This window comes from Deefgea salmonis, assembly GCF_020531905.1.
Classification (GTDB): Bacteria; Pseudomonadota; Gammaproteobacteria; order Burkholderiales; family Chitinibacteraceae; genus Deefgea; species Deefgea salmonis.
The window spans coordinates 91,315-113,630 of sequence record NZ_JAJAWG010000003.1; the positions used below are offsets into that span (position 1 = coordinate 91,315).

At 47.0% G+C, this 22,316-nt stretch carries 22 protein-coding genes and 1 tRNA gene; 6 read left to right on the forward strand and 17 right to left on the reverse strand.

All coding sequences use genetic code 11. From position 1 onward, the window contains the following. The first annotated feature begins 213 nt into the window (after nucleotides 1-213). Nucleotides 214-1,527, forward strand: coding sequence for an anaerobic C4-dicarboxylate transporter family protein (locus LG219_RS06690; protein ID WP_226763749.1), 1,314 nt, complete (start codon nucleotides 214-216; stop codon nucleotides 1,525-1,527). Nucleotides 1,528-1,820: 293 nt separating this feature from the next. Here LG219_RS06690 and LG219_RS06695 read toward each other — a convergent pair whose 3' ends face one another. Next, the gene (locus LG219_RS06695) at nucleotides 1,821-2,027 is read right to left on the reverse strand and encodes a YbdD/YjiX family protein (RefSeq protein ID WP_226763750.1); all 207 of its coding nucleotides are present in this window, start codon (nucleotides 2,025-2,027) and stop codon (nucleotides 1,821-1,823) included. Beyond that, complete coding sequence (locus tag LG219_RS06700) at nucleotides 2,020-4,092, reverse strand: carbon starvation CstA family protein (RefSeq protein WP_226763751.1); 2,073 nt, start codon at nucleotides 4,090-4,092, stop codon at nucleotides 2,020-2,022. The genes LG219_RS06695 and LG219_RS06700 overlap by 8 nt, the downstream gene beginning before the upstream one ends. A gap of 354 nt (nucleotides 4,093-4,446) precedes the next feature. Between LG219_RS06700 and LG219_RS06705 the strand changes: the two genes are divergently transcribed. Then, entirely contained in the window at nucleotides 4,447-5,796 is a 1,350-nt protein-coding gene (locus tag LG219_RS06705) for a lytic polysaccharide monooxygenase (protein ID WP_226763752.1), read from the forward strand. Between the two features lie 53 nt (nucleotides 5,797-5,849). Here LG219_RS06705 and hisN read toward each other — a convergent pair whose 3' ends face one another. Next, the gene (hisN, locus tag LG219_RS06710) at nucleotides 5,850-6,632 is read right to left on the reverse strand and encodes a histidinol-phosphatase (protein ID WP_226763753.1); all 783 of its coding nucleotides are present in this window, start codon (nucleotides 6,630-6,632) and stop codon (nucleotides 5,850-5,852) included. A 350-nt stretch (nucleotides 6,633-6,982) separates the two neighbouring features. Here hisN and bfr (LG219_RS06715) point away from each other — a divergent pair, with 350 nt between their 5' ends. Next, on the forward strand, nucleotides 6,983-7,456 hold the full coding sequence (gene bfr, locus LG219_RS06715; RefSeq protein WP_226763754.1) for a bacterioferritin: 474 nt from the start codon (nucleotides 6,983-6,985) through the stop codon (nucleotides 7,454-7,456). A gap of 11 nt (nucleotides 7,457-7,467) precedes the next feature. After that, the gene (gene bfr / locus LG219_RS06720) at nucleotides 7,468-7,935 is read left to right on the forward strand and encodes a bacterioferritin (RefSeq protein ID WP_226763755.1); all 468 of its coding nucleotides are present in this window, start codon (nucleotides 7,468-7,470) and stop codon (nucleotides 7,933-7,935) included. Between the two features lie 75 nt (nucleotides 7,936-8,010). Here the strand turns inward: bfr (LG219_RS06720) and LG219_RS15405 are convergent, their stop codons facing one another. Continuing rightward, entirely contained in the window at nucleotides 8,011-8,133 is a 123-nt protein-coding gene (locus tag LG219_RS15405) for a hypothetical protein (protein ID WP_284691618.1), read from the reverse strand. A 30-nt stretch (nucleotides 8,134-8,163) separates the two neighbouring features. On the opposite strand from LG219_RS15405, the gene LG219_RS06725 reads away from it, so the two are divergent. After that, nucleotides 8,164-8,913, forward strand: coding sequence for a YdcF family protein (locus LG219_RS06725; protein ID WP_226763756.1), 750 nt, complete (start codon nucleotides 8,164-8,166; stop codon nucleotides 8,911-8,913). 192 nt (nucleotides 8,914-9,105) lie between these two features. On the opposite strand, the gene LG219_RS06730 is transcribed toward LG219_RS06725, so the two are convergent. The 7 genes from LG219_RS06730 to LG219_RS15570 form a co-directional block, all read right to left on the reverse strand. Continuing rightward, a complete protein-coding gene (locus tag LG219_RS06730) occupies nucleotides 9,106-9,504 on the reverse strand; it encodes a VOC family protein (protein WP_226763757.1) in 399 nt (132 codons plus the stop codon). After that, complete coding sequence (locus LG219_RS06735) at nucleotides 9,505-10,338, reverse strand: CheR family methyltransferase (protein WP_226763758.1); 834 nt, start codon at nucleotides 10,336-10,338, stop codon at nucleotides 9,505-9,507. A 49-nt stretch (nucleotides 10,339-10,387) separates the two neighbouring features. Continuing rightward, complete coding sequence (ubiD, locus tag LG219_RS06740; protein ID WP_226763759.1) at nucleotides 10,388-11,914, reverse strand: 4-hydroxy-3-polyprenylbenzoate decarboxylase; 1,527 nt, start codon at nucleotides 11,912-11,914, stop codon at nucleotides 10,388-10,390. A 62-nt stretch (nucleotides 11,915-11,976) separates the two neighbouring features. Beyond that, nucleotides 11,977-12,867, reverse strand: a complete 891-nt coding sequence (locus tag LG219_RS06745) for a D-hexose-6-phosphate mutarotase (protein WP_226763760.1) — start codon at nucleotides 12,865-12,867, stop codon at nucleotides 11,977-11,979. A gap of 58 nt (nucleotides 12,868-12,925) precedes the next feature. Then, nucleotides 12,926-13,342: a MaoC family dehydratase gene (locus LG219_RS06750; RefSeq protein ID WP_226763761.1), complete on the reverse strand. Its 417-nt coding sequence runs from the start codon at nucleotides 13,340-13,342 to the stop codon at nucleotides 12,926-12,928. Nucleotides 13,343-13,436: 94 nt separating this feature from the next. After that, complete coding sequence (locus LG219_RS06755; protein WP_226763762.1) at nucleotides 13,437-14,261, reverse strand: dienelactone hydrolase family protein; 825 nt, start codon at nucleotides 14,259-14,261, stop codon at nucleotides 13,437-13,439. Next, on the reverse strand, nucleotides 14,262-14,465 hold the full coding sequence (locus LG219_RS15570) for a magnetosome magnetite crystal formation protein family (RefSeq protein ID WP_226763995.1): 204 nt from the start codon (nucleotides 14,463-14,465) through the stop codon (nucleotides 14,262-14,264). A gap of 347 nt (nucleotides 14,466-14,812) precedes the next feature. Between LG219_RS15570 and LG219_RS06765 the strand changes: the two genes are divergently transcribed. Beyond that, on the forward strand, nucleotides 14,813-15,616 hold the full coding sequence (locus LG219_RS06765) for an enoyl-CoA hydratase-related protein (RefSeq protein ID WP_226763763.1): 804 nt from the start codon (nucleotides 14,813-14,815) through the stop codon (nucleotides 15,614-15,616). Here LG219_RS06765 and LG219_RS06770 read toward each other — a convergent pair. From LG219_RS06770 to clpX, 6 genes are all read right to left on the reverse strand, one after another. Beyond that, complete coding sequence (locus tag LG219_RS06770) at nucleotides 15,603-15,785, reverse strand: hypothetical protein (RefSeq protein ID WP_226763764.1); 183 nt, start codon at nucleotides 15,783-15,785, stop codon at nucleotides 15,603-15,605. The genes LG219_RS06765 and LG219_RS06770 overlap by 14 nt on opposite strands. A 151-nt stretch (nucleotides 15,786-15,936) precedes the next feature. Then, a complete protein-coding gene (locus LG219_RS06775; RefSeq protein WP_226763765.1) occupies nucleotides 15,937-17,772 on the reverse strand; it encodes a peptidylprolyl isomerase in 1,836 nt (611 codons plus the stop codon). A 127-nt stretch (nucleotides 17,773-17,899) separates the two neighbouring features. Beyond that, nucleotides 17,900-17,976: transfer RNA gene (locus LG219_RS06780), tRNA-Asp, on the reverse strand. Nucleotides 17,977-18,046: 70 nt separating this feature from the next. Next, nucleotides 18,047-18,319, reverse strand: coding sequence for an HU family DNA-binding protein (locus tag LG219_RS06785; protein ID WP_173531936.1), 273 nt, complete (start codon nucleotides 18,317-18,319; stop codon nucleotides 18,047-18,049). Between the two features lie 152 nt (nucleotides 18,320-18,471). Continuing rightward, entirely contained in the window at nucleotides 18,472-20,880 is a 2,409-nt protein-coding gene (gene lon, locus LG219_RS06790; RefSeq protein WP_226763766.1) for an endopeptidase La, read from the reverse strand. 134 nt (nucleotides 20,881-21,014) lie between these two features. Beyond that, a complete protein-coding gene (gene clpX, locus LG219_RS06795) occupies nucleotides 21,015-22,283 on the reverse strand; it encodes an ATP-dependent Clp protease ATP-binding subunit ClpX (protein WP_226763767.1) in 1,269 nt (422 codons plus the stop codon). Nucleotides 22,284-22,316 lie beyond the last annotated feature (33 nt).

The window sequence follows — 22,316 nt, forward strand, 5'->3', positions numbered from 1 at the left end:
CATAAAACAGACATAAAACAGACATCTTTGGCTCAGCTAAGTCGATAAAAAAGTAAGCTGATGTTGGCTGAATCGATCGATCAGCACTAAGCTAAAGCGTGAAAGCACCGGTCAGCGTAAATATTACCCTTACCCACCAAATAGTCGACTCGGACAAAGCAAGGCATTGGCTTTTATGGCAGCATTGCGCCCCTTCTGATTGAGGATAACGTTTTGATTGCTCTTGAATTATTAGTCGTCTTATCGGCGATCTTACTGGGTGCACGACTATCAGGAATTGGCCTGGGTGTCATGGGTGGCTTAGGCTTAACCATCTTGGTGTTTGGTTTTGGTTTACAACCGACCTCAGCCCCGATCGATGTCATGCTGATGATTATTGCGGTCATCACCACGGCAGGCTGTTTACAAGCAGCAGGGGGTATGGACTTTCTGGTGCGCATTGCCGAAAAAATCCTACGCCGTAATCCCAAGCGAATTACTTTTTTCGCGCCTTTAGTCACCTACTGCTTCACTTTATTTGCCGGTACCGGCCATGTGGCGTATGCGGTTTTGCCGGTGATTGCCGAAGTCGCGCATGAATCGGGCGTTCGCCCTGAGCGGCCATTATCGATTGCGGTAATTGCATCGCAAGCGGCGATTACCGCCAGTCCAATTTCAGCGGCGACCGTGGCCTTATTGGCTTTGTTGTCGCCAGCGGGTATTCATTTAGGCGACATTTTACAAATCGCCATTCCGGCCACCTTAATCGGCACCATGGCCGGCGCTTTAATGGCCAGCCGCCAAGGTTGCGAATTGCATCTGGATCCGGTATACCGCGAACGCCTGGAACGTGGCGATTTTGCGCAAGAAAAAAATCGTGAGCAAAAGACGCTTCCCCAAGGCGCTCGCCGTTCAGTCGGGCTGTTTTTTGTGGCCGTGGTCAGCGTGGTGTTACTGGGTACTTTCCCCGAGCTGCGTCCATCGTGGGTGGTTGATGGCGCAACGATCAAGCTCAATATGTCGCAAGCCATTGAGATGGTGATGCTCTCTGCAGCTGCATTGATTTTAATCAGCAGTAAAGTGAACCCAGAAGCAGTCATTAAAGGCTCAGTATTTCGCGCCGGCTCTGCGGCCGTGATTGGGATTTTTGGTGTGGCTTGGATGGGAGACACCTTTATTCAAGGCAATTTGGCGTTCTTCTCCGGCTCGATTAAAGACATTGTGACCGCGCAGCCTTGGCTATTTGCCGTGGCGCTATTTGGGATGTCGATTTTATTGTATTCGCAAGCGGCAACGATTCGCGCCATGCTGCCACTCGGGATTGCTTTAGGGCTTCCAACACCGGCCTTGATTGCGATGTTCCCGAGTGTGAATGGTTATTTCTTTATTCCCAACTACCCCACCGTCATCGCTGCGATCAATTTTGACCGCACCGGAACGACGAAAATTGGTAAATACCTGCTCAATCACAGCTTTATGCTGCCCGGTTTGGTGTGCTCAATTACGTCGGTCGCCAGTGGCTTTGTTTTAATTAAGTTTTTGTTTTAAGCCCTAGGCTCTGTTGACGTTCGGTTTTCCGTAGCGGGTAAACCCAACGTCAACAGAGCCTCGTTCACGCCAAAGACCGCGATCTACTGATCGCCTGCTGGCGTAATCGACATCGCGCTGACTACCCCATCGTTCTACACCGAAATTTCATTGGGTATTAGTCCACAAGCCTTATAAAATATACTACATACGCCAATACCCAATATAAACCTGCAAGTACCCGCTCAGAATTTAATCATTCCCCCCATAAAAAAACCGCCTAATTTCAGGCGGTTTTGCGGATCAACGTCAATTTAGCAGGGGCATTTACTCAGCTTGCCGCTTTTGCCCGGATAGCGCGCATCAATCGCGGCCCGATAAAATGCTTTTTTATCCATTGGTGTTAATTCCGGATGCTTTGCCGCCATATGCGCCAAATAGTGCGCGTAATCTTGCACCCCGACCATCAAACGAAAAGTCTGCTGAATGCGTGCCAGCAGCAACAACGGCGATTTAGGCATTGGCCGGTGCCTCATCGCCACGCAGCTGCGGCTCAGCTTCTTGTACCGTTGAGTGCTCGGCCTGCCAAGCTTGATGGATCACCCGCAGCGCCGCCAACAGCATGGTGATGACAATCGCCATAAAAATAGCGCACAGACTGGCATTGACATAATCATTGACGATAATTTGCTGCATTTGCACGGCAGTTTTGGCTGGAGCGAGTAATTCACCTTGTGCCAGTGCCGCTTTGAATTTATCAGCATGCGCCAAAAAGCCGATTTTCGGACTGGCATTAAATAATTTATGCCAACCTGCCGTCATCGTGATCACCAAAATCCACAAGGTCGGTAACAAAGTCACCCAGATATAACGCTGCTTTTTCATTTTTACCAACACCGTGGTCGCCAAAATCAGCGCAATCCCCGCCAGCATTTGATTGGCAATGCCAAACAATGGCCACAAGGTATTAATCCCGCCGAGCGGATCAATTACGCCTTGGTACAAAAAGTAGCCCCAGCCCGACACCGCCAGCGTGGTGGCAATCAAGTTTGCCGGCCAGCTTTGCGTATTGCCTAACGCCGGAATAAACGTGCCGAGTAAATCCTGAATCATAAATCGGCAAACACGGGTACCGGCATCGATAGTGGTTAAAATAAACAGCGCTTCAAACAAAATGGCAAAGTGATACCAAAAAGCCATCGCTGTAGGGCCACCAAAGACTTGGCTTAAGATATGCGCCATGCCAACGGCCAATGTTGGTGCGCCACCGGCACGGCTCAAGATCGTCGTTTCACCGACATCTTTGGCCATTTGCGTCAGCATTTCGGGAGTAATGATATAGCCCCAGCTCGAAATCACCGTGGCGGCTTCTGCTGCAGTTTTGCCGATCAGCGCGGCAGGCGCATTCATCGCAAAATAAATCCCCGGCTCAAGCACGCAAGCGGCAATCAAAGCCATCACCGCGACAAATGATTCCATCAACATCGCGCCATAACCAATCGGACGAATATGGCTTTCGCGCTCGATCATTTTTGGCGTGGTGCCTGACGCTACCAGCGCATGAAATCCCGATACGGCACCACAGGCAATAGTGATAAACAAAAACGGAAAAACACTGCCGGCAAACACCGGGCCAGAACCATCAATAAACTGCGTCACACTGGGCATTTTTAAAGTCGGTGCCACGTAGATAATCCCAATGGCCAAACCCATAATGGTGCCGATTTTTAGAAAAGTCGACAAATAATCCCGTGGGGCAAGCAACAGCCAAACCGGCAACACCGAAGCGACAAAGCCATAAATAATCAGCGACCAAGCCAAGGTTTCGCCCTTGAGCGTAAACATCGCCGCCATCGTTGGGTTTTGCGCCACATCGCCGCCGTAAACAATCGCCAGCATCAACAACACAAAACCAATGATCGAAATTTCTCCGATTTGTCCGGGCCGGATATAGCGCATATAAATGCCCATAAAAAAGGCAATGGGAATGGTCGCCGCAATGGTAAACGTGCCCCAAGGACTGCCCACCAGCGCCTTCACCACCACCAAGGCCAACACTGCGAGCAAAATCACCATAATCAGCAAAATACCAATCATCGCAATCACGCCGGCCACCGAGCCTAATTCGGCCTTAATCATTTCCCCCAAGGACTTACCATCGCGTCGGGTGGAGATAAATAAAATAATCATGTCCTGCACCGCACCAGCGAGCATCACCCCCGCCAGCAGCCATAAAGTGCCGGGCAAATAGCCCATTTGCGCCGCAAGCACCGGCCCCACCAAAGGCCCTGCCCCTGCAATCGCGGCAAAATGATGACCAAACAAAACCCATTTATTGGTCGGCACATAATCCAAACCATCGCTGTGCTTTTCTGCCGGAGTGAGACGTTGATCGTTGAGCTCTAAGACTTTCTCCGCAATAAAGCGGCTATAAAAGCGATAAGCAATCGCATAGCACGACATCGCCGCCACAATCAGCCACACCGCGTTAATCGATTCGCCTCGATTGAGCGCAATGGTGCCAAAGGCGGCCGCGCCCATTAAAGCAATAAAAAGCCAGATGGCTTTTTCCTTGATGCTGTGCATTTTTCAATTCTCCTGAGACTCAAATAAAAACGCTTGTGCCTGCGTCATTACTGTGGTTTTCCCATTAACTTACCGATCAGGTCAATAAAAAGCAGCTTCACTGTAGCTTTAGCATCGTAGCGATTTTTAATTATTGCTTACAAATCGGGATAAAAACCAACGCTCAAGTCATTCTTTACAACAACAAAAAGTGGTTTCGCGCCGTGAGCAAAGCACAATGCAACACCCTGTAAGAAACAGTTGTTATGCCCTTAGCCTAATGCTAAATTAGCGCGACTTAGCTGAGTTATTCAATATTATCAAAAGCTTAAATAACTCAGACTAAGAATAAAAAATAACGATTGGAGAAGACGAATGAATAAAAAACAACTTTCTGGCTTACTCGCCAGCAGCTTTTTAGTCTCAAGCGGCGCACTACTCATGCCGCAAATGGTTTCAGCCCACGGCTCAATGGAAGTGCCGGTGAGCCGCGGCCTAAGCTGTTTTAATGAAGGACCAGAAACACTCAAATCGGCCGCCTGCCAAGCGGCAGCAGCCACTTCAGGCAAACAAATGCTTTACGATTGGCCCGGTGTGAGCCAATTGCCCAACGGCAATCACCAAGCTTTTGTGCCAGATGGTCAGCTGTGCAGTGGTGGTCGTAGTGATTATGCGGGTTTAAATTTAGCGCGCACCGACTGGGCGACAACGCCTATCGCCCCTGATGCCAACGGTAATTTTGAGTTTGTTTTCAATGGCACTGCACCACATCAAACCCGCGACTGGCAGTTGTTTGTCACACGGGATGGCTGGAATCCCAATACCGCGTTGAAATGGGCTGACTTAGAGAAATTTTGCACTTTGGGCAATCTGCCCGTCGACAGCAATAAACGCTATAAATTGCAATGCAAATTACCGGCCAAAAAAGGCCCGCATATTATCTATTTGGCGTGGCAGCGTAGCGACAGCACTGAAGCATTTTATTCTTGCTCTGATGTCAACTTCACCGGTGGCGTTTCGACCTTTAAAGAGCTCGGTCAAATTCGTTCGGCACAAGACTTAAGCGCGAACACCAAGGTGACTTTCCGTTTATTTGATCAAGATGGGCGCGACCTAGAAAGCACCAGTACGACTTTGGGCTTTGATGCTTTTAGCGGTTTGGAAACCAATCTCGCGGCAAACTGGCCTTTTGCCTTGGCCCAACAAGTCAATAGCGTCTCCAAGTATGTCAGCATTGGTGTATTGCAAAGCAATAACACCATTAATCCAGTAAAAAGCACGCAAGATAACCGCGTTTATAATCGCAGTGGCTTAACTGTAAGCTATCAAATTGACATCGCCGCGCCGGGTGGCGTCACGCCAACCCCAGTACCGACTGCGACACCGACCGCCAAGCCAAGCACCAGTCCAACACCAACTGCAACCCCAACGGCCATACCCAGCACGAGCCCAACCCCCACTGCAACCCCAACGGCCAAGCCAAGCACTAGCCCAACTGCAACTGCAACACCAACTGCAACACCAACGGCAACGCCAGTGACACCAACAACTAGCCCTGCAGCGACTTGTGCTCCGGCTTGGAATGCGGCGACCACCTATGCCGCCCCCAATACCACAGTGAGCTATAACGGCCGCCTGTATAGCAATAAATGGTGGACTGCCGGTGAAGTACCAACGGCTTCTGGCCAATGGGGCGTTTGGAAAGACCTCGGTATTTGCAAATAAACCACGCTTGAACTAGACCCAAAAATAGCCCGTTAAAAAAACGGGCTATTTTTTTAAGCGTTGTGCATCGCCGCTAAAGCCAATTGATGCAGCACAGGGCCATTACTTGCAATCACCTGCCCAACTGAATTCTTGACCAAAGCTTGGCCTTGCCAATCAGTCATCATGCCGCCAGCGGCAATCACCACCGGCGCAACCGCGGCAAAATCATGCAGTTTTAAGCCTTCTTCAATCACCACATCCAAGCCGCCCGTTGCGACCAAAGCATATTGGTAGCCGTCGCCGCCATACACAGTAAAGCGGCCCTGTGCTTGAAATGGATTAAATAAAGACCAGCTGCGCGCAGAAAAATATTGCGGACCTGTGGTTCCTACCCGTGCGCGGGCTAAATCATTAATTTGGCTCACGGTGATCGCTTCACCATTAAGCGTACAACCTTGGCCAATCACACCGAGCCAGCGCTCTTTAGCAATCGGTTGATTAATCAAGCCCAGCACTGGCTGGCCTTGGTAGAGTAATCCGATCAAAGTGACAAATAACGGTCGCCCAGTGATAAAAGCCTTAGTGCCATCAATTGGATCGAGCACCCACACCCAATCGGCGTTTTCTCGTTCGGCACCAAACTCTTCGCCAATAATCCCCTCATCGGGCCGTTCCGCCTGAATTAAAGCGCGCATCACTTGCTCTGCCTCGCGATCGGCCTGAGTCACCGGGCTATCATCGAGCTTATCGTCAATCGCCAAACCTGTACGGTAGTAGCGGGCAATCACCGCAGCGCTGGCATCAGCCAGCTTTTGGGCAAAAGCAATGTGTTCTGGGCTTGCAATCACAGCCATCTCCAACAGTCAAAATGAGGTAATTTTACGGTGATTTGATGACAGACAGTATGCGCATAGCAGTAAATTCAATTTAATTTATCGCGACAGCCACTCAATACATGCCAAGATAGGTTCAGATCATCAGCCCATCAGCACAAATCACAAAGCATTGAAATTCCCGACTAAAAGAGTACACTTTTACAAACGCAGCAAGCCGCTGCCAACTTGACGCCGCAGTGGCTTATCATCCATCAGGCGTTTCAATTGAATGCCGCACGCGGGTCATCATGGCGTGATCCACTGAGTGACGATATGATTTAAAAAATAATCACTCAGCTAAGCCATCCCTTTAGCCTCTGGAGCGAACAATGCAAGGCGATAAAAAAATACTCAAAATGCTCAATAGTGTGCTGGGCAATGAATTAATAGCCATTAATCAAACCTTTTTGCACGCCCGAATTTATAAAAACTGGGGCTATCAACACCTCAATAGCAAGGTCTACCATCAATCGATTGAGGCGATGAAACAAGCCGACAAACTCATTGAACGGATTTTGTTCTTAGAGGGGCTGCCCAATCTGCAAGAACTAGGCAAGCTACTCATCGGCGAAGACGTAGCGGAAATGTTAGCCTGTGATTTAAAGCTCTATAGCGGCATGCTCGATACGCTGCGCGAGGCGATTAAGGCGTGTGAGCACGCGCAAGATTATGTCAGCCGTGATCTTTTAGCCCATCTATTAGAAGAGGAAGAAGAGTACGTCGACTGGCTAGAAACTCAACAAACCCTCATCAAAGACATGAGTTTGGCCAACTATCTTCAATCACAAGCGTTTGGCGAATAAGGAAATACACCATGCAAGGTCATCCTGCCGTTATACAAGCACTCAATAGTTTGCTTGCCGCTGAGCTGAGCTCAATTGATCAATATTTTATCCATAGCCAGATGTATCACAACTGGGGCTATGACAAACTGTTTACCCGCATCGATCATGAACGCCAAGATGAAATTGGCCACGCCACACTCCTGATCAAGCGCATTTTATTTTTAGACGGCACGCCCAATATGGCGGAACGCACACCATTACGCATTGGCCAAAATGTCGCGCAAATGTTGCAGCTTGATTTAGACACCGAATATGACGTGGCTAGCGCGCTCAAACAATCGATCGCCATCTGCGAAAAAGAACACGATTATGTGACGCGCGAAATATTGCTCACCTTACTTGAAGATACCGAGCAAGATCACGCGCATTGGTTAGAACAGCAATTATTGCTGATTCGTCAAATCAGTTTGGAAAACTATCTGCAATCGCAGATGTAAGCAAACGCAGCCAGTCTGCGCCGGCTCGATCTATAGCCTTAGATCAAGCCGGTTTTTTTATGACTGTATGTCCCTCTAAAGCAGACTAGATGCCACGTACAACAAGATACCCAACTCAATCACGGCAAACCACCACCACGCATTGAGCGTCAGCGCACGACCATCTCGAAGCACTTTTACGCTGATGGCTTTTGCCATTAAACTACATCCTTTTGCCTTGAGTCAGCGATGGCATACAGCGTCTTACTAAAAACCATCATTAGCAGTTTTTTGCTACCGCCGGGCGGTTTGATTCTCTTGCTGACCGTGGCTTTTTTATTGCGTCATCGGGCTCCCAAATGGAGTTCGGGCTTATTTTTGGGCGCGGTATTGGCTCTGTATTTACTCAGCACCCCTTTAGTGAGTCATATACTGGCCAGTCAGGTTGAACTGCAAGCAACGCGCCAATTCAATCCGCAGGCCAGCGCGATGGTTGTACTCGGTGGTGGCAAGCGGTTTGGCGCTCAGGATGTCGCCGAAGGCGAAAGCATTAATAATGTGACCCTTTCTCGCTTACGCTACGCCGCAAAAATTCATCGGATCACGCATTTGCCCATCTTAGTCAGCGGCGGCTCGCCGCAAGGCGGTATCAGCGAAGCCCAGCTGATGCAGCAAAGCTTACTCGACGATTTTAACGTGACCAGCCAATGGGTTGAATCCGCCTCAAACGATAGCGCAGACAATGCAACTCAAAGCGCGAAATTATTACTTCCGCAGCACCCAAATATACTGCTAGTGAGCTCAGCCGATCATTTGCCGCGCGCGACGCGTAGCTTTGAAAAAGCGGGGTTTACTGTTTATCCAGTACCGACCGATTATCACCATCACGAAGCATTGAGCCCAGTCAGCTTTGTGCCAAGCGCCAAGCATTTAGCCACCAGTAGCAATGCTTTGCGCGAGTTACTCGGGCAAATTTGGTACCAGCTGAGAAAAATATAAGCGGCAACTCAGTTTGACCGTCGGCAGTGCGTTGAGCTTAGCAATCAAAATCCACGCACGCATAAGCCCACCCATGCAGACATCTCAATCATTGACGAAATAACAATTTCACAAAAAATAGAGGTATTGCCAGCAAAGCAATATCTAAATTGAGTTACAAGGCAATACCTAAGAGATCGAAACGATTATTTTCTAAGAATACGCAAAATCAGGATGCCAGACGACTTCCCAAAGATGGCCATCCGGGTCGGCAAAAAAGGCGCAATAAGCGCCCCATTTCGCCCAGTGCGCAGCCTTGAGTAAGACCGCGCCACCTTGCAAAGCTTGTTGCAGCAATTGATCCACCTCGATCGCAGCGGCGACATTATGCGCCAAAGCAGTACGCCCTAAGCCGGCACAAGGCAAACTCACGCCTAGATCCATCGCCAATGCATCCATTGAATACAAAGCCAATTGCAACGTTGAGAAATCAAAAAAAACCACGTGCTCTGTGACTTTACGCGGCATTAATCCCAAAGCATCGCGATAAAAAATCAATGCGCGATTTAAATCGGCAACCACTAAGGTAATAAAACTAATTCGCGCTTGCATTTATCGAATCGGATGACTGATTTGAGCTAATTCATAAACAGTTTTACCCTGCAATTTAAAATATTCCGCCGCATGATATAAATTTTCTGAGTGCCCAACAAACAATAAACCGGCGGGTTTCATTAACGGCGCAAAACGTTGTAATATTTTAAGTTGTGTCGGCTTATCAAAATAAATCATTACGTTGCGACAAAATATGGCATCAAATTGTCCACGAATCATCCAATTGCTTTCAATTAAATTGAGTTTACGAAATACGATCATATCGCGTAGCTCTTGCTTTAATTGATAGCGGCCATCGGCTTGTTGATTAAAAAATCGGCTCACTCGTTGCGGGCCTAATTTTTGCACTTCTTCCGCGGGATAAATCCCCAAACGCGCCACATCGAGCACATTGGTATCTAAATCGGTGGCCAAGACTTTCACTGGCGGACGCAAACTATCAAAGGCTTCACACGCGGTAATTGCAATTGAATATGGCTCTTCGCCGGTGCTTGACGCTGAGCACCAAATATTAATCACGCCTACGGTACGTAGCGTTTTTAATTGCTGATTAAGAATATCAAAATGATGCGCTTCACGAAAAAACGAGGTGAGATTGGTCGTTAATGAATTGGTAAATAATTCAAATTCCTTCGGGTCTCCTCGCTCCAAAACGTGCAAATAGTCATTAAATGATTTTAAATTTAATGCGCGCAAGCGTTTTGCCAATCGGCCATAAACCATATCTTGTTTTGAACTCGCCAGCGCAATGCCGGCGTAGTTGTAAATCAAGGTGCGTACTTTTTCAAAGTCCGCCTCAGTAAATTGAAACTCACGATGACTAGATAACATATTGCGATTTCCAGAAATAAGCACTGAGTATTAAGCTATACAGCATATTTCATTTCAACCCTAGTTCATTCCAAATTGCATCAATTCTTGCTACAGCGCCAGCATCACGCTCAATGACTCGGCCCCATTCCCGACTGGTTTCACCGGGCATTTTATTGGTGGCATCCAAACCCATTTTGCCACCTAAACCCGAAATCGGGCTAGCAAAGTCTAGATAATCAATCGGCGTATGCTCAACCAGCGTGGTATCACGAACCGGATCCATTCGGGTGGTAATGGCCCAAATGACTTCTTTCCAGTCGCGGCAATCGACATCATCATCAACAATAATGATGTATTTAGTGTACATAAACTGACGCAAATAGGACCAAACGCCAAACATAATGCGTTTAGCATGGCCTGGATATTGCTTTTTGATCGATACAATCGCCATCCGATAACTGCAGCCTTCGGGAGGCAGATAAAAATCGACGATTTCTGGAAATTGTTTTTGCAAAATAGGTACAAACACCTCATTGAGCGCAACCCCCAAGATGGCGGGCTCATCGGGCGGTTTGCCAGTGTAGGTGCTGTGATAAATCGGATCTGGTCGGCTGGTGATTCGCTCAACTTCAAACACCGGAAACCAATCTTGCTCATTGTAATAACCCGTGTGATCGCCATACGGGCCTTCTAAGGCATGCAAGAAGCCATTTACTTCTTTGAGTGCTATGCCGTGTTCAGAAAAACCAGTAAAGCCCGTTTCGCACGCTTTGAGCACGCCTTCTAAAATGATTTCTGCGCTGGCCGGCACTTGTAAATCAGAACCGATGCATTTGACCAACTCGGTTTTGCTGCCGCGCAACAGTCCGGCAAATTGATATTCGCTGAGTGAATCCGGTACCGGCGTTACCGCGCCAAGAATGGTGGCTGGATCGCAGCCCAGTACCACGGCGACGGGATAGTCCACGCCGGGATTTTGCTTGGCATGCTCACGAAAGTCGAGTGCGCCGCCACGATGAGCCAGCCAGCGCATAATTAATTGGTTTTTAGCAATTAGCTGCTGGCGATAAATCCCCAGATTTTGCCGCTTTTTATTCGGCCCACGGGTGACCACCAAGCCCCAAGTAATCAGCGGCGCAACATCGCCCGGCCAGCAATGTTGAATCGGCAGTTGCGTCAGATCAACGTCAGTGCCGGCAACAACATTTTCTTGGCAAAGGCCTTTGCGTACTTCTTTGGGTGCCATATTGAGGACTTGCTTTAAAAGCGGCAGCTTCTCCCACGCGTCTTTCAAGCCCTTTGGCGGCTCAGGTTCTTTTAGATAAGCCAAAGTATGGCCGATGTCTCTGAGCGCCGAAACGTCTTTCGCCCCCATCCCCAGCGCGACACGTTGCGGCGTACCAAATAAATTGGCCAACACCGGCATGGTATGGCCGGTGACGTTTTCAAATAGAACGGCCGGGCCTTGGGCACGTAAAATACGATCACACAGTTCGGTCATTTCCAACCGTGGCGAAACCGGAATCTGAATCCGCTTTAATTCACCTTGCACTTCCAGTTGCGCCATAAAGTCGCGTAAATCATGATATTTCATACTCTAGCCACCCAAAAAAATGCCCGGTGCTGACCGGGCGTAGTCGTCATCGATGACTTGATTTAAACCGATAAGCGCATTGTCGCGGTATGTGTGTCACCGGCAGCCAGCACGAGCGCATTATCAAATACATCCCCGCGTTCAACGCAGACAAATGTTTGATTCACCCCAGCACCAAGATCGCCAATATTGGCAGCATGTGCCCCCGGATTCCAGACTACCGCACTGCGTGTATCACTCTCAATCTGAATTTGTCGCTGTGCATCAACAATTTTTTGTATGCTTGGCACGTTTAAATACACGCGATCGGTCGTGCCGGAAAAAGTCATCTCACCCGTTTGCAATAACCGTAAATGCTCGCCCACGGTATCAATATATTCACAGTCGGCCAAGCCTTGAACGACAACCTGGGTATAGTTCTGAACAGCAAAGTAGCTATGGAATGCGTAGCTATACGGTAGGGATGTATCGCTTCGATTTTCAATTTTTAAACTTAAATCCAAGCAACGGCCAACTCGAACAGTCATTTCAAATTCAAATGCATGTGGCCAAATCGCCAACGTTTGTTGATTGTCTTGCAAGCATAAAACCAGCTCGGTGCTGCCATCGGCTAAATTTTGCGCAGAGCGCAACTGCCAATCCATTGCACGCGCAAAGCCATGCGAAGGTAAACCATCAGGATGACCACCAAACCATGGCATGCACAGCGGAATGCCGCCGCGAATCGCTTTGGCTGGCTTAAAAATGGCATTGGGTGACAACCAAAGCAAATCTTGGCCTTGCGCAGGAATGTATGAAATCAAGTGCGCGCCTTGCAGCGCCAACACGGCCGAGCCCAAGGTATTTTCGACCACCAATAGGGCTAAGCCGTCACCCTCGGCTTGATAATATGCACTCGACGTTGTCAGGCGGACACCATTGACTTGCGCTAACACTGCTTCGATTTGCTTCATTTGCAAAAACTCCATCGCCATGCGGCTTATTTTAATTTACAGCCGCACTCAAGCGGCATTACTTTTGTTCAGGCACCCAGACCAAAGCATCGCCAGTCAGAACGACTTCACCCTTAACCCAGCATTCGGTCAATAATTTTACTCTTTGCTTTTCGAGCTGTATCTCAAGCACCGTGACCCGCGCCGTCACCGTATCGCCAATCCGTACTGGTTTCACAAAGCGCAAATTTTGCCCCATATAAATACAGCCTGGACCGGGCAATTTGGTGCCAATCACGGTTGAAATCAAACTGGCGGTTAACATGCCATGCGCAATTCGTCCTGCAAACTGAGTTTGACTGGCAAACTCTTCATCAATATGCATCGGATTATTGTCGCCGCTAAGGCCAGCAAATAAAACCACATCCGTTTCTGTTAGTGTTTTACGAAATTCATCCGAATCACCAACGACGATTTGATTCAAAAATCGAGTCATTGCAAACCCCTTATGCAGATTGATTAAACCTCAATCAGCTACATTAACCATGGTACAAGGGATGAGCAATGGTTTTATTAATTCAGCGCAAAAATTAAGGCAAAGAGCTCGGTGGGATACCCTGAATACTGCGCTCGGGATCAAACCAGCGTGAAATCCATTTAAACGAGCGTCGCCAAGCATCTTGCGCGGCCACTGAATTGGGGTTGGCGCGTTTATCACTGAATTTATTCATTTGCAGTTTGCTTTTGTAGACCTCAGCATCGGCAAAATCATGCTCGGCATCGGGATAGCTCACTTGGTGAAAGAGGTCTTGCCCTGATTTTTCACCTAAGCGCCGACAAGACTCGGCGGTGCTCTTTTTGCCTTCTTCGCCGACCAGCAATAAGGTAGGCGCTGCGACCCGATAAGGTGAGCGACCTAAAAACATTTGGCAATTTGGATAAAATGCAACGGCCGATTTAACGCCGGGCTCTTGTCGATTCATTAAAGCCAACACGGTGCTGGCCCCATCAGACCAACCAATCACCGCAATGCGGCTAGCATCGACTTCGTTTCTTGCTTTAAGCCAAGCAATGGCAATCTGTGCATCATTGGCCCTTAAGCCGGTGTTTTTCCGTTTATTGCGATTTGATAAACAACCTTGGCGTTTTCCTTTGGGCCCATTTTCGTCGAGCATCAAGATACCAAAATTCATTTCTTGCAATAACGAGGCCATTTTCATCAAGCGTTCATGATTAGAAGCTTGATTCTGCTCCAATCGATTACAGCCATGCAACAACAAAACGGCGGGCCCCATAGGCTTGGGTGGCGCAAGGAAAACGCCTGATAGACTCACCTTGCCAGAATTAATCACCACCTCTTCGGCCATGGCGGAGGTAGAAACGAGCAATAATAAAAAACTCAGAACAATTTTCATTTAAGCAATCAAACGTAGTGCAAAAGGAAATCGGTAGAGCCATCCTTTTCTTGCATTAATGGCTCCAAAAATACAACAAATAACGTGAATACAATACAGCAACCCCGCTAGCAGCCAACCAAGAAACGGAATCAACCCCAAAACCAAGCCACAAAGTAGCAAAGTAATCGACCAATTAAGCGCTTCTTTGCCGCTTCTGAGCACAAAAGCATCATCACAAAAAAACAACGGCGGCTAAGCCTAGAGTGACGCTAAAAAACAATGTAAGAGATAAACCAAGAACGCTACATTTTTACTGTACTGAGAAATTGAAGTTTGCGGCAAAAAAGAAGGCTGCATCAATAAAGGCTTAGAAGACAAAACGAGGTGTGCGACTTTACCACAGCGAGCAAGATGAACAAAGCCAATACGCGCAATGGCGTGGTCAATCCATACGTTCATCGGCATCAATCTTTGAAATAAAAATTTCCTAGCGCCTGACGTATTTCTACGCTAAACCACCTAGGAACTTCCTATTTGGGAAGTGCAAAACGACGTCGAGGTGTTCAAAAATGGATCAAACAATCTATTGCAATATCGATCAACGCGGTATTGCAACAGTGACCCTAAACCGCCCCGCCACCCGAAATGCCATCGATGAAGTCATGATTAGCGAACTCACAGCGCATTTAATTGCTTTGCAGCAAAACCCACAAATCAGAGCACTCATTCTTCAAGCCACGGGTCACTGTTTTTGCAGTGGCGCAGACTTAAATTGGATGAAGCGAGGCGCATCAGCCGATCCCGACCTTAATTTTGAAGACGCCATCCAGTTAGCCACTTTATTGCGCACACTCGATCGTCTTCCGGTACCCACCATCGCTCGAGTTCATGGCCCAGCCTTAGGTATTGGTCTCGGCATTATTTCGTGCTGTGATTTAGCGATTTGTAGCCAAGAAGCATGGTTTATGATTCCAGAAACACGACTCGGCCTCATTCCTGCCATTGTTGGGCCCTATATTATCAACCGCATTGGCAGTAACGCAGCGCGGCGCTATTTTCTAACCGCAGAAAAATTCAATAGCGTCGTTGCCCAGCAAATCGGATTAATGAATGAGCAGCATCAAGATATTGAACACATGGATGCACATATTGAGCATTGGTTAAGTGAAATTGGCCAAAATAGTCCGCATGCCCTAGGGGCAACCAAACGATTAATTACGTCGGTGAATCATCGTGCGATTGATGATGCAATGATTTCAGACACCGCACATCGAATTGCGCATATTCGAACTCATGAAGAGGCGCAAGAAGGACTCAATGCCTATTTAGAGCAAAGAGCCCCATATTGGCAAGCTCAGATTAATTCGCAGTAAGCCAAGGCCGAGGTCGAGGAATGGGTTGTTTTTCTTCTGACTCCGCAACAGAAAGCAAACGCAAAGCCAGTTGTTGTGCATTGCTTTGTTCATCCAGCATCAGTTTAGATTTTGCGTCACGGCTTACGCTAAGTGCTTGGCCAGTGGCCATATCCAAAATAGTCGTCATGGTGTGCTCCTCCATCAGGGTATTACGCATTGAGGAACGATAAAAACTCGTCTTACGTTTTAATATATCGACTTGATTACTTAAAAATGCAATTTTAATTCAAAAAAAAAACGGCAGCTTCACGCTGCCGTTTTGACATCCATCGCTCACCTTATTCTGCTTTAGGCTTTAATTGATACTTCACTTTGACATCTTTACGAATCGCATCAATAAAAGCTGCCATTTCAACTTGGCCATACATCTTGGCTAAATTCTCTTGCATACGGAACTGATCTTCAGTCGATAAGGCCGGTGCTTCAATGGCTTTAATCACTTTATACATCACATAGCCACGACCTGGTACTGCGCCGCCGACATAGGCCGGTAATTTACTGGTATTGGCTTTGAAAATCGCTTTCAAATTCGCATCCGAAACCCCTTCAACAGCGATCCGCGTAAAGGCCTGCGGCTGTCCCCAAGCTAGATTTTCAACTTGTCCGGCTTGCAACGCGGCTAATTTTTTAGCACCATCAGCCATCGCCAAAGCTAGCGCTTTTTCTTGCTTTAGCTTTGCCGTAATTACTGGCGTGACTTCCAACAGGGTTTGAGTACTCGCCGGTTTATATTCTAAAACACGTGCCGAAATCCACTGACCCGGTGACACCTCTAAGGCCTCAGAATTATGTTTGGCTTTCAACACATCATCGGAGTAAATCGCCTCAAGCATTTTCGGATTGCCCAGCAAAGGATCTGCAGCGTTTGAACGCGTCAACCAATCACTTTGTTTTACTGATAATTTCAATGCATCAGCAGTTGGTTTTAAGCTATTTGATTGCTGATATACCAACTCAGTGAATTTCTCTACTTGAGTAGGAAATTGACTTTGTGTTTTTTGTTGTTTTAACTTTTCAACCACACTCGGTTTTACATCTGCCAACGACGCCGACTTCATCGCATTGAGTTGAATAATGTGAAAACCAAAATCTGTTTCAACCAAATTACTGATTTCGCCTTTATTTAATTTAAACGCGACCTCATCAAATGGTTTAACCATCATCCCTTTGGCAAAAAAGCCAAGATCACCACCATTCACAGCGGAGCCTGGATCTTGAGATTTTTGCTTGGCCAATTCAGCAAAGCGAGCCGGATTAGCTTTCACTTGCGCTAAAATTTCTTCGGCTTGTTTACGAGCCGCCGTTTTGTCAGCGGCTTTCGCACTCTTATCCACTGCAATCAATATATGGCTAGCCCGGCGCTCTTCCTTAGCGAGCTCTTGCTGGTGCTCTGCAAAGTATTTTTCAACTTCAGCGTCATTCACCGTTTGCGCTGCCGCTAAATCACTTTGTGACAACAACAAATACTCAACTTTGACCATTTCTGGCTTTTTGTAGTCGGCTTGGTGAGCATCGAAATACTTTTTAACTTCCGCATCAGAAACCGTCACTTGTGGCAAATATTGCTCGGCAGAGATCGTTGCAGTAGCGACTTCACGCTTTTCAGCCATCAATTGATTAAGCTGCTGCATTGCCGCATTGGATACAAACCCAGTTTGCACAAAGCCATCCATCAACTGACGCATCACAATGTCTTGACGCATTTTTTCTTCAAAAATAGCCGGCGTCATTTGTTGAGAAGCTAAAATTTCCTGATAGCGCTGATCATTAAATTGACCATCAACCTGAAATGCAGGAATCTGCATAATCGCATTACGAACCAATTGATCAGGCGCGGCTAATTTAAGCGCGACTGCCCGATCTTGTAGTAAACGCTGGCGAACCAGCTGCTCAAGTACCATCGGCTTCATATTATCTGGAATCGCCTGATTACCAATCGCTTCGGCAAGGTGCCGATCCGTAATTGTATAGCCACCTACTTTGGCTAAATAAGGCGTGCTTTCATCACTCATTGCGGTGTAACCAGAAAGCCCCAAGCCAACCACTAAACCCAAAGAAACTAGCCCCAGTACCACGGTCACTGCGGTTTTATTCTTATTTACAATATCAAACATACCCAGCTAACTCCTGCTATTCATGCGCGTTATCATGCCATATTGCTGCGGCACTGTCTGTAAGCGAGTGGGATTTGCATCGCAAAATAAAAAAAAGGACAAACTTGCGTTTGCCCTTTTATTCATTTGGCGGAGTGGACGGGACTCGAACCCGCGACCCCCGGCGTGACAGGCCGGTATTCTAACCAACTGAACTACCACTCCATATCAAAAAATCACAACAAACGAGGCATACTCATTGCTGTCATTTCAAATACCATGCAGCAAAAAAAGCTTATTGAACTGCGTCTTTCAATGACTTACCAGCGCGGAATTTAGGCTGTTTTGCCGCTGCAATCGTAATGCTTTCGCCAGTACGTGGATTGCGGCCAGTGCGCTCTTCGCGTTCAGACACATAAAACGAACCGAAGCCAACTAAAGTCACTTCATCGCCACCTTTCAGTGCGCCAGAAATAGCTTCAATAGTTGCATCCAGCGCTTTACCAGCAGCGGCTTTTGATAAGCCAGCAGATTCAGCGATTGCGTCGATGAGTTCAGATTTATTCACTTACATCCCCTTTCAATTTAATTAAATTTAACTGTGATTTCGTTTGCTACAACGGTTATATCAAGCAGTAAAAATACGTGTCAACTACGCCTGATACTTTGTTGGGTAGTTTTAACGTCAACAACTCGCGGCAAAAACCCAAACTCAAACGCTTAATGTTTAATGCTTGGTTGTGGCGCTTCAGTCCCTTCAATCACCGGAACTTCCACAGCAATAACAGCCGCAGCCTCAGGCATACGCTCCAAAGCATGCGCCAATACGTCATCAAACCATTTGACGGAATGAATAGCAAGCCCTCGCTTCACATTGTCGGGAATTTCAGCCAAATCTTTGACATTTCCCTCGGGGATTAAGACTTGTTTAATCCCGCCACGATGCGCTGCGAGTAATTTTTCTTTTAAACCACCAATCGGCAAAACTTCACCACGCAAGGTAATTTCACCGGTCATTGCAACATCGCAACGTACAGGTATACCTGTCAACACCGATGTTAATGCGGTCGCCAAGCCAATACCTGCCGAAGGTCCGTCTTTTGGTGTCGCACCTTCAGGTAAGTGAATATGCATATCATTTTTTTGATAAAACTCAGGATCAATCCCCAAGCTAACCGCACGGCTACGCACAACAGACAACGCCGCCTGTATTGATTCTTGCATCACATCGCCAAGCTGACCCGTTTGAATCATTTTACCTTTACCCGGTAATTTGACCGCTTCAATGGTCAGTAATTCACCGCCCACTTCAGTCCAAGCCAAACCGGTCACTTGCCCAATCTGATTTTTTAATTCAGCAACGCCATATTCAAAACGATGCACACCGAGATATTTATCTAGGTTTTTACTTGCTACCGTGATTTTCTTATCGCTTGGCTTCATTAGCAAAGCTTTAACCACTTTCCGGCAAATTTTAGCAATTTCACGATCCAAACTACGCACACCCGCTTCACGCGTGTAATAACGAATAATGTCACGCACCGCGGTATCTGCAATCAACAGCTCGCCTTCAGCAACGCCATTGTTTTTCATTTGCTTAGGCACGAGATATTTCAACGCAATATTAACTTTCTCGTCCTCGGTGTAACCCGACAAGCGAATAATTTCCATCCGATCTAATAATGGCGCAGGAATATTCAGCGAGTTTGCCGTCGCCACAAACATCACGTCAGATAAATCATAATCAACTTCAAGATAATGATCGCTAAATGAGTGATTTTGCTCTGGATCCAATACTTCTAACAAAGCAGAGGATGGATCACCCCGCATATCACTGCCAATTTTATCCACTTCATCGAGTAAGAACAGCGGGTTTTTTACGCCCACCTTCGTCATACTTTGTAAAATTTTACCCGGCATTGAGCCAATATAAGTGCGGCGATGACCACGGATTTCAGCCTCATCACGAACACCACCCAAAGCCATACGGACAAACTTGCGATTGGTTGCTCGTGCAATACTTTCACCCAAGCTGGTTTTACCCACGCCTGGCGGGCCAACTAAGCACAAAATCGGCGCTTTTAATTTTTCAACCCGTGTTTGCACCGCCAAATACTCGACAATACGTTCTTTGACTTTATCCAAACCATAGTGATCGGCATCTAGCACCAGCTCTGCAGCGGCCAAATCTTTACTAATTTTGGTTTTCTTTTTCCACGGCAAAGCCAGCATCGTATCCACATAATTGCGAACAACGGTCGCTTCAGCGGACATCGGCGACATCATGCGGAGTTTTTTGAGTTCGGCTTCGGTTTTATCCTTCGCTTCTTTACTCATTCCCGCATTTTTGATTTTCTTTTCTAACTCGTCCAAGTCAGCACTTTCATCAAGCTCACCGAGCTCTTTTTGAATCGCTTTAACTTGTTCATTTAAATAATATTCGCGCTGGCTTTTTTCCATTTGCCGTTTCACACGGCCACGGATACGCTTTTCGACCTGCAAAATATCTAGTTCAGACTCAAGCTGCTTGAGCAAATGATCCATCCGTGTTGCCACGTCGTCCATTTCCAGCACCGCTTGTTTTTGCTCGAGTTTGAGCGGCAAATGCGCCGCAACGGTATCGGCTAAACGCCCCGCCGTTTCAATACCCGCCAATGAAGTTAAAATTTCTGGTGGGATTTTTTTATTTAATTTAACGTATTGATCAAATTGCGTCAGCAAAGCACGCCGCATGCCTTCGGCTTCATGATTGCTTTCATCAGCCAATAACTGCGGGGTAGCTACCGCTTGATAAAAGCCATCTTGATCTTCTAAAGATTCAACTACCGCGCGCTGCAGGCCTTCGACCAAAACTTTAACCGTGCCATCGGGCAATTTTAATAATTGCAAAACAGTAGCTACAGTACCAATCGGGTACAAATCGGCCATCGATGGTTCGTCTTTCGCGGCATTTTTTTGTGCCACTAATAAAACATGCTTATTGCCTTCCATTGCCGCTTCAAGTGCTTTGATCGACTTAGGACGACCCACAAACAACGGAATAACCATATGTGGGAATACCACGACGTCACGCAATGGCAACATTGGGAACGAAGTAGATTCAACCGGTAGTAATTGATGCTCAGACATATTGGGATGACCTGATCGAGAGTATGTTCACAATATGTGGTCACTGCGCTTAAATTCAATTGCAGAGCCATAAACAATAACGCCCGCATTCAGCTCCAAAACGAGGAAACCGCAGCGGGCGAGAAAAAAACGACTTATTTGCTAGCGATATCTGTTGGCGTTGTAACCGTAATAAACTCAGGTTTTGCTGCCGCAGTAATGACTTCTTTATTCACAAGTACTTTAGCAACGCCTTCCATCACAGGCAGTTCAAACATGGTGTCTAGTAGTGTTTGCTCTACGATAGAGCGTAAACCACGCGCACCTGTTTTGCGCTCCATGGCTTTATGGGCAATCGCAGCTAAGGCTTCAGTGTCAATTTCTAACTCAACATTTTCCATTTCAAACAATTTTTGATATTGCTTGATTAAGGCATTTTTAGGTTCAGTTAAAATCGTCACCAACGCTGCTTCATCGAGCTCGGCCAAAGTAGCTACCACGGGCAAGCGCCCTACAAACTCAGGAATCAAACCAAAACGAATCAAATCATCAGGCTCAACTTCATGCAGCAATTCACCGATGTTTTTGCGTTCATCTTTGCTTTTTACTTCAGCGCCAAAACCAATACCACCCTTAACTGAACGGTTACGGATAATTTTATCCAAACCTTCAAACGCGCCACCACAAATAAATAAAATATTGGTGGTATCAACTTTAGGTAAATCTTGATTTGGATGCTTACGACCGCCACTCGGTGGTACAGAAGCCACCGTGCCTTCAATGAGTTTTAACAACGCTTGCTGAACGCCCTCACCCGAGACATCACGAGTGATCGATGGATTTTCAGATTTACGTGCAATTTTATCCACCTCATCGAGGTAAACAATGCCGCGCTGTGCCTTCTCGACGTCGTTATCGCACTGCGCTAATAGCTTGGCGATAATATGCTCAACGTCTTCACCAACGTAACCCGCTTCAGTCAGCGTCGTTGCATCCGCAATCACAAATGGCACATCGAGCAATTTAGCCATGGTTTGTGCCAGCAAGGTTTTACCTGAGCCAGTTGGACCAATGAGCAAAATATTTGATTTGGCCAACTCAACGTCATTACCCGCGCGACCCTTAGTCGACAAGCGTTTGTAATGATTGTAAACCGCAACCGATAAAATCTTTTTAGCCCGCTCTTGACCCACAACATATTGATTGAGTTCATCGCGAATTTCTGTTGGTTTAGGTAAACGCTTACCCTCACCAGTGGTAATTGAATCCGTCGTTAAATCAGTCACTTCTTCTTCAATGACGTCATTACACAAATCAATACATTCATTACAAATAAAGACTTGCGGACCTGCAATCAATTTTTTTACTTCATGCTGACTTTTGCCGCAGAAGGAACAATACAATAATTTTTCTTTATCAGACATGAACAGCCATTCCGAATATAACTCACCGAGGAA

Excerpts from the sequence above, each read along its gene's own strand:
- LG219_RS15405 (WP_284691618.1), bottom strand. The coding sequence starts at position 8,133 with ATGGCAAAAGCCATCAGCGTAAAAGTGCTTCGAGATGGTCGTGCGCTG.
- LG219_RS06705 (WP_226763752.1), top strand. The coding sequence starts at position 4,447 with ATGAATAAAAAACAACTTTCTGGCTTACTCGCCAGCAGCTTTTTAGTC.
- LG219_RS06735 (WP_226763758.1), bottom strand. The coding sequence starts at position 10,338 with ATGTTATCTAGTCATCGTGAGTTTCAATTTACTGAGGCGGACTTTGAA.
- lon (WP_226763766.1), bottom strand. The coding sequence starts at position 20,880 with ATGTCTGAGCATCAATTACTACCGGTTGAATCTACTTCGTTCCCAATG.
- LG219_RS06750 (WP_226763761.1), bottom strand. The coding sequence starts at position 13,342 with ATGACTCGATTTTTGAATCAAATCGTCGTTGGTGATTCGGATGAATTT.
- LG219_RS06755 (WP_226763762.1), bottom strand. The coding sequence starts at position 14,261 with ATGAAAATTGTTCTGAGTTTTTTATTATTGCTCGTTTCTACCTCCGCC.
- LG219_RS06695 (WP_226763750.1), bottom strand. The coding sequence starts at position 2,027 with ATGCCTAAATCGCCGTTGTTGCTGCTGGCACGCATTCAGCAGACTTTT.
- LG219_RS06770 (WP_226763764.1), bottom strand. The coding sequence starts at position 15,785 with ATGACGACTATTTTGGATATGGCCACTGGCCAAGCACTTAGCGTAAGC.
- LG219_RS06745 (WP_226763760.1), bottom strand. The coding sequence starts at position 12,867 with ATGAAGCAAATCGAAGCAGTGTTAGCGCAAGTCAATGGTGTCCGCCTG.
- LG219_RS06730 (WP_226763757.1), bottom strand. The coding sequence starts at position 9,504 with ATGCAAGCGCGAATTAGTTTTATTACCTTAGTGGTTGCCGATTTAAAT.
- LG219_RS06775 (WP_226763765.1), bottom strand. The coding sequence starts at position 17,772 with ATGTTTGATATTGTAAATAAGAATAAAACCGCAGTGACCGTGGTACTG.
- LG219_RS06725 (WP_226763756.1), top strand. The coding sequence starts at position 8,164 with ATGGCATACAGCGTCTTACTAAAAACCATCATTAGCAGTTTTTTGCTA.
- LG219_RS06765 (WP_226763763.1), top strand. The coding sequence starts at position 14,813 with ATGGATCAAACAATCTATTGCAATATCGATCAACGCGGTATTGCAACA.
- LG219_RS06700 (WP_226763751.1), bottom strand. The coding sequence starts at position 4,092 with ATGCACAGCATCAAGGAAAAAGCCATCTGGCTTTTTATTGCTTTAATG.
- ubiD (WP_226763759.1), bottom strand. The coding sequence starts at position 11,914 with ATGAAATATCATGATTTACGCGACTTTATGGCGCAACTGGAAGTGCAA.
- bfr (WP_226763754.1), top strand. The coding sequence starts at position 6,983 with ATGCAAGGCGATAAAAAAATACTCAAAATGCTCAATAGTGTGCTGGGC.
- bfr (WP_226763755.1), top strand. The coding sequence starts at position 7,468 with ATGCAAGGTCATCCTGCCGTTATACAAGCACTCAATAGTTTGCTTGCC.
- clpX (WP_226763767.1), bottom strand. The coding sequence starts at position 22,283 with ATGTCTGATAAAGAAAAATTATTGTATTGTTCCTTCTGCGGCAAAAGT.
- hisN (WP_226763753.1), bottom strand. The coding sequence starts at position 6,632 with ATGGCTGTGATTGCAAGCCCAGAACACATTGCTTTTGCCCAAAAGCTG.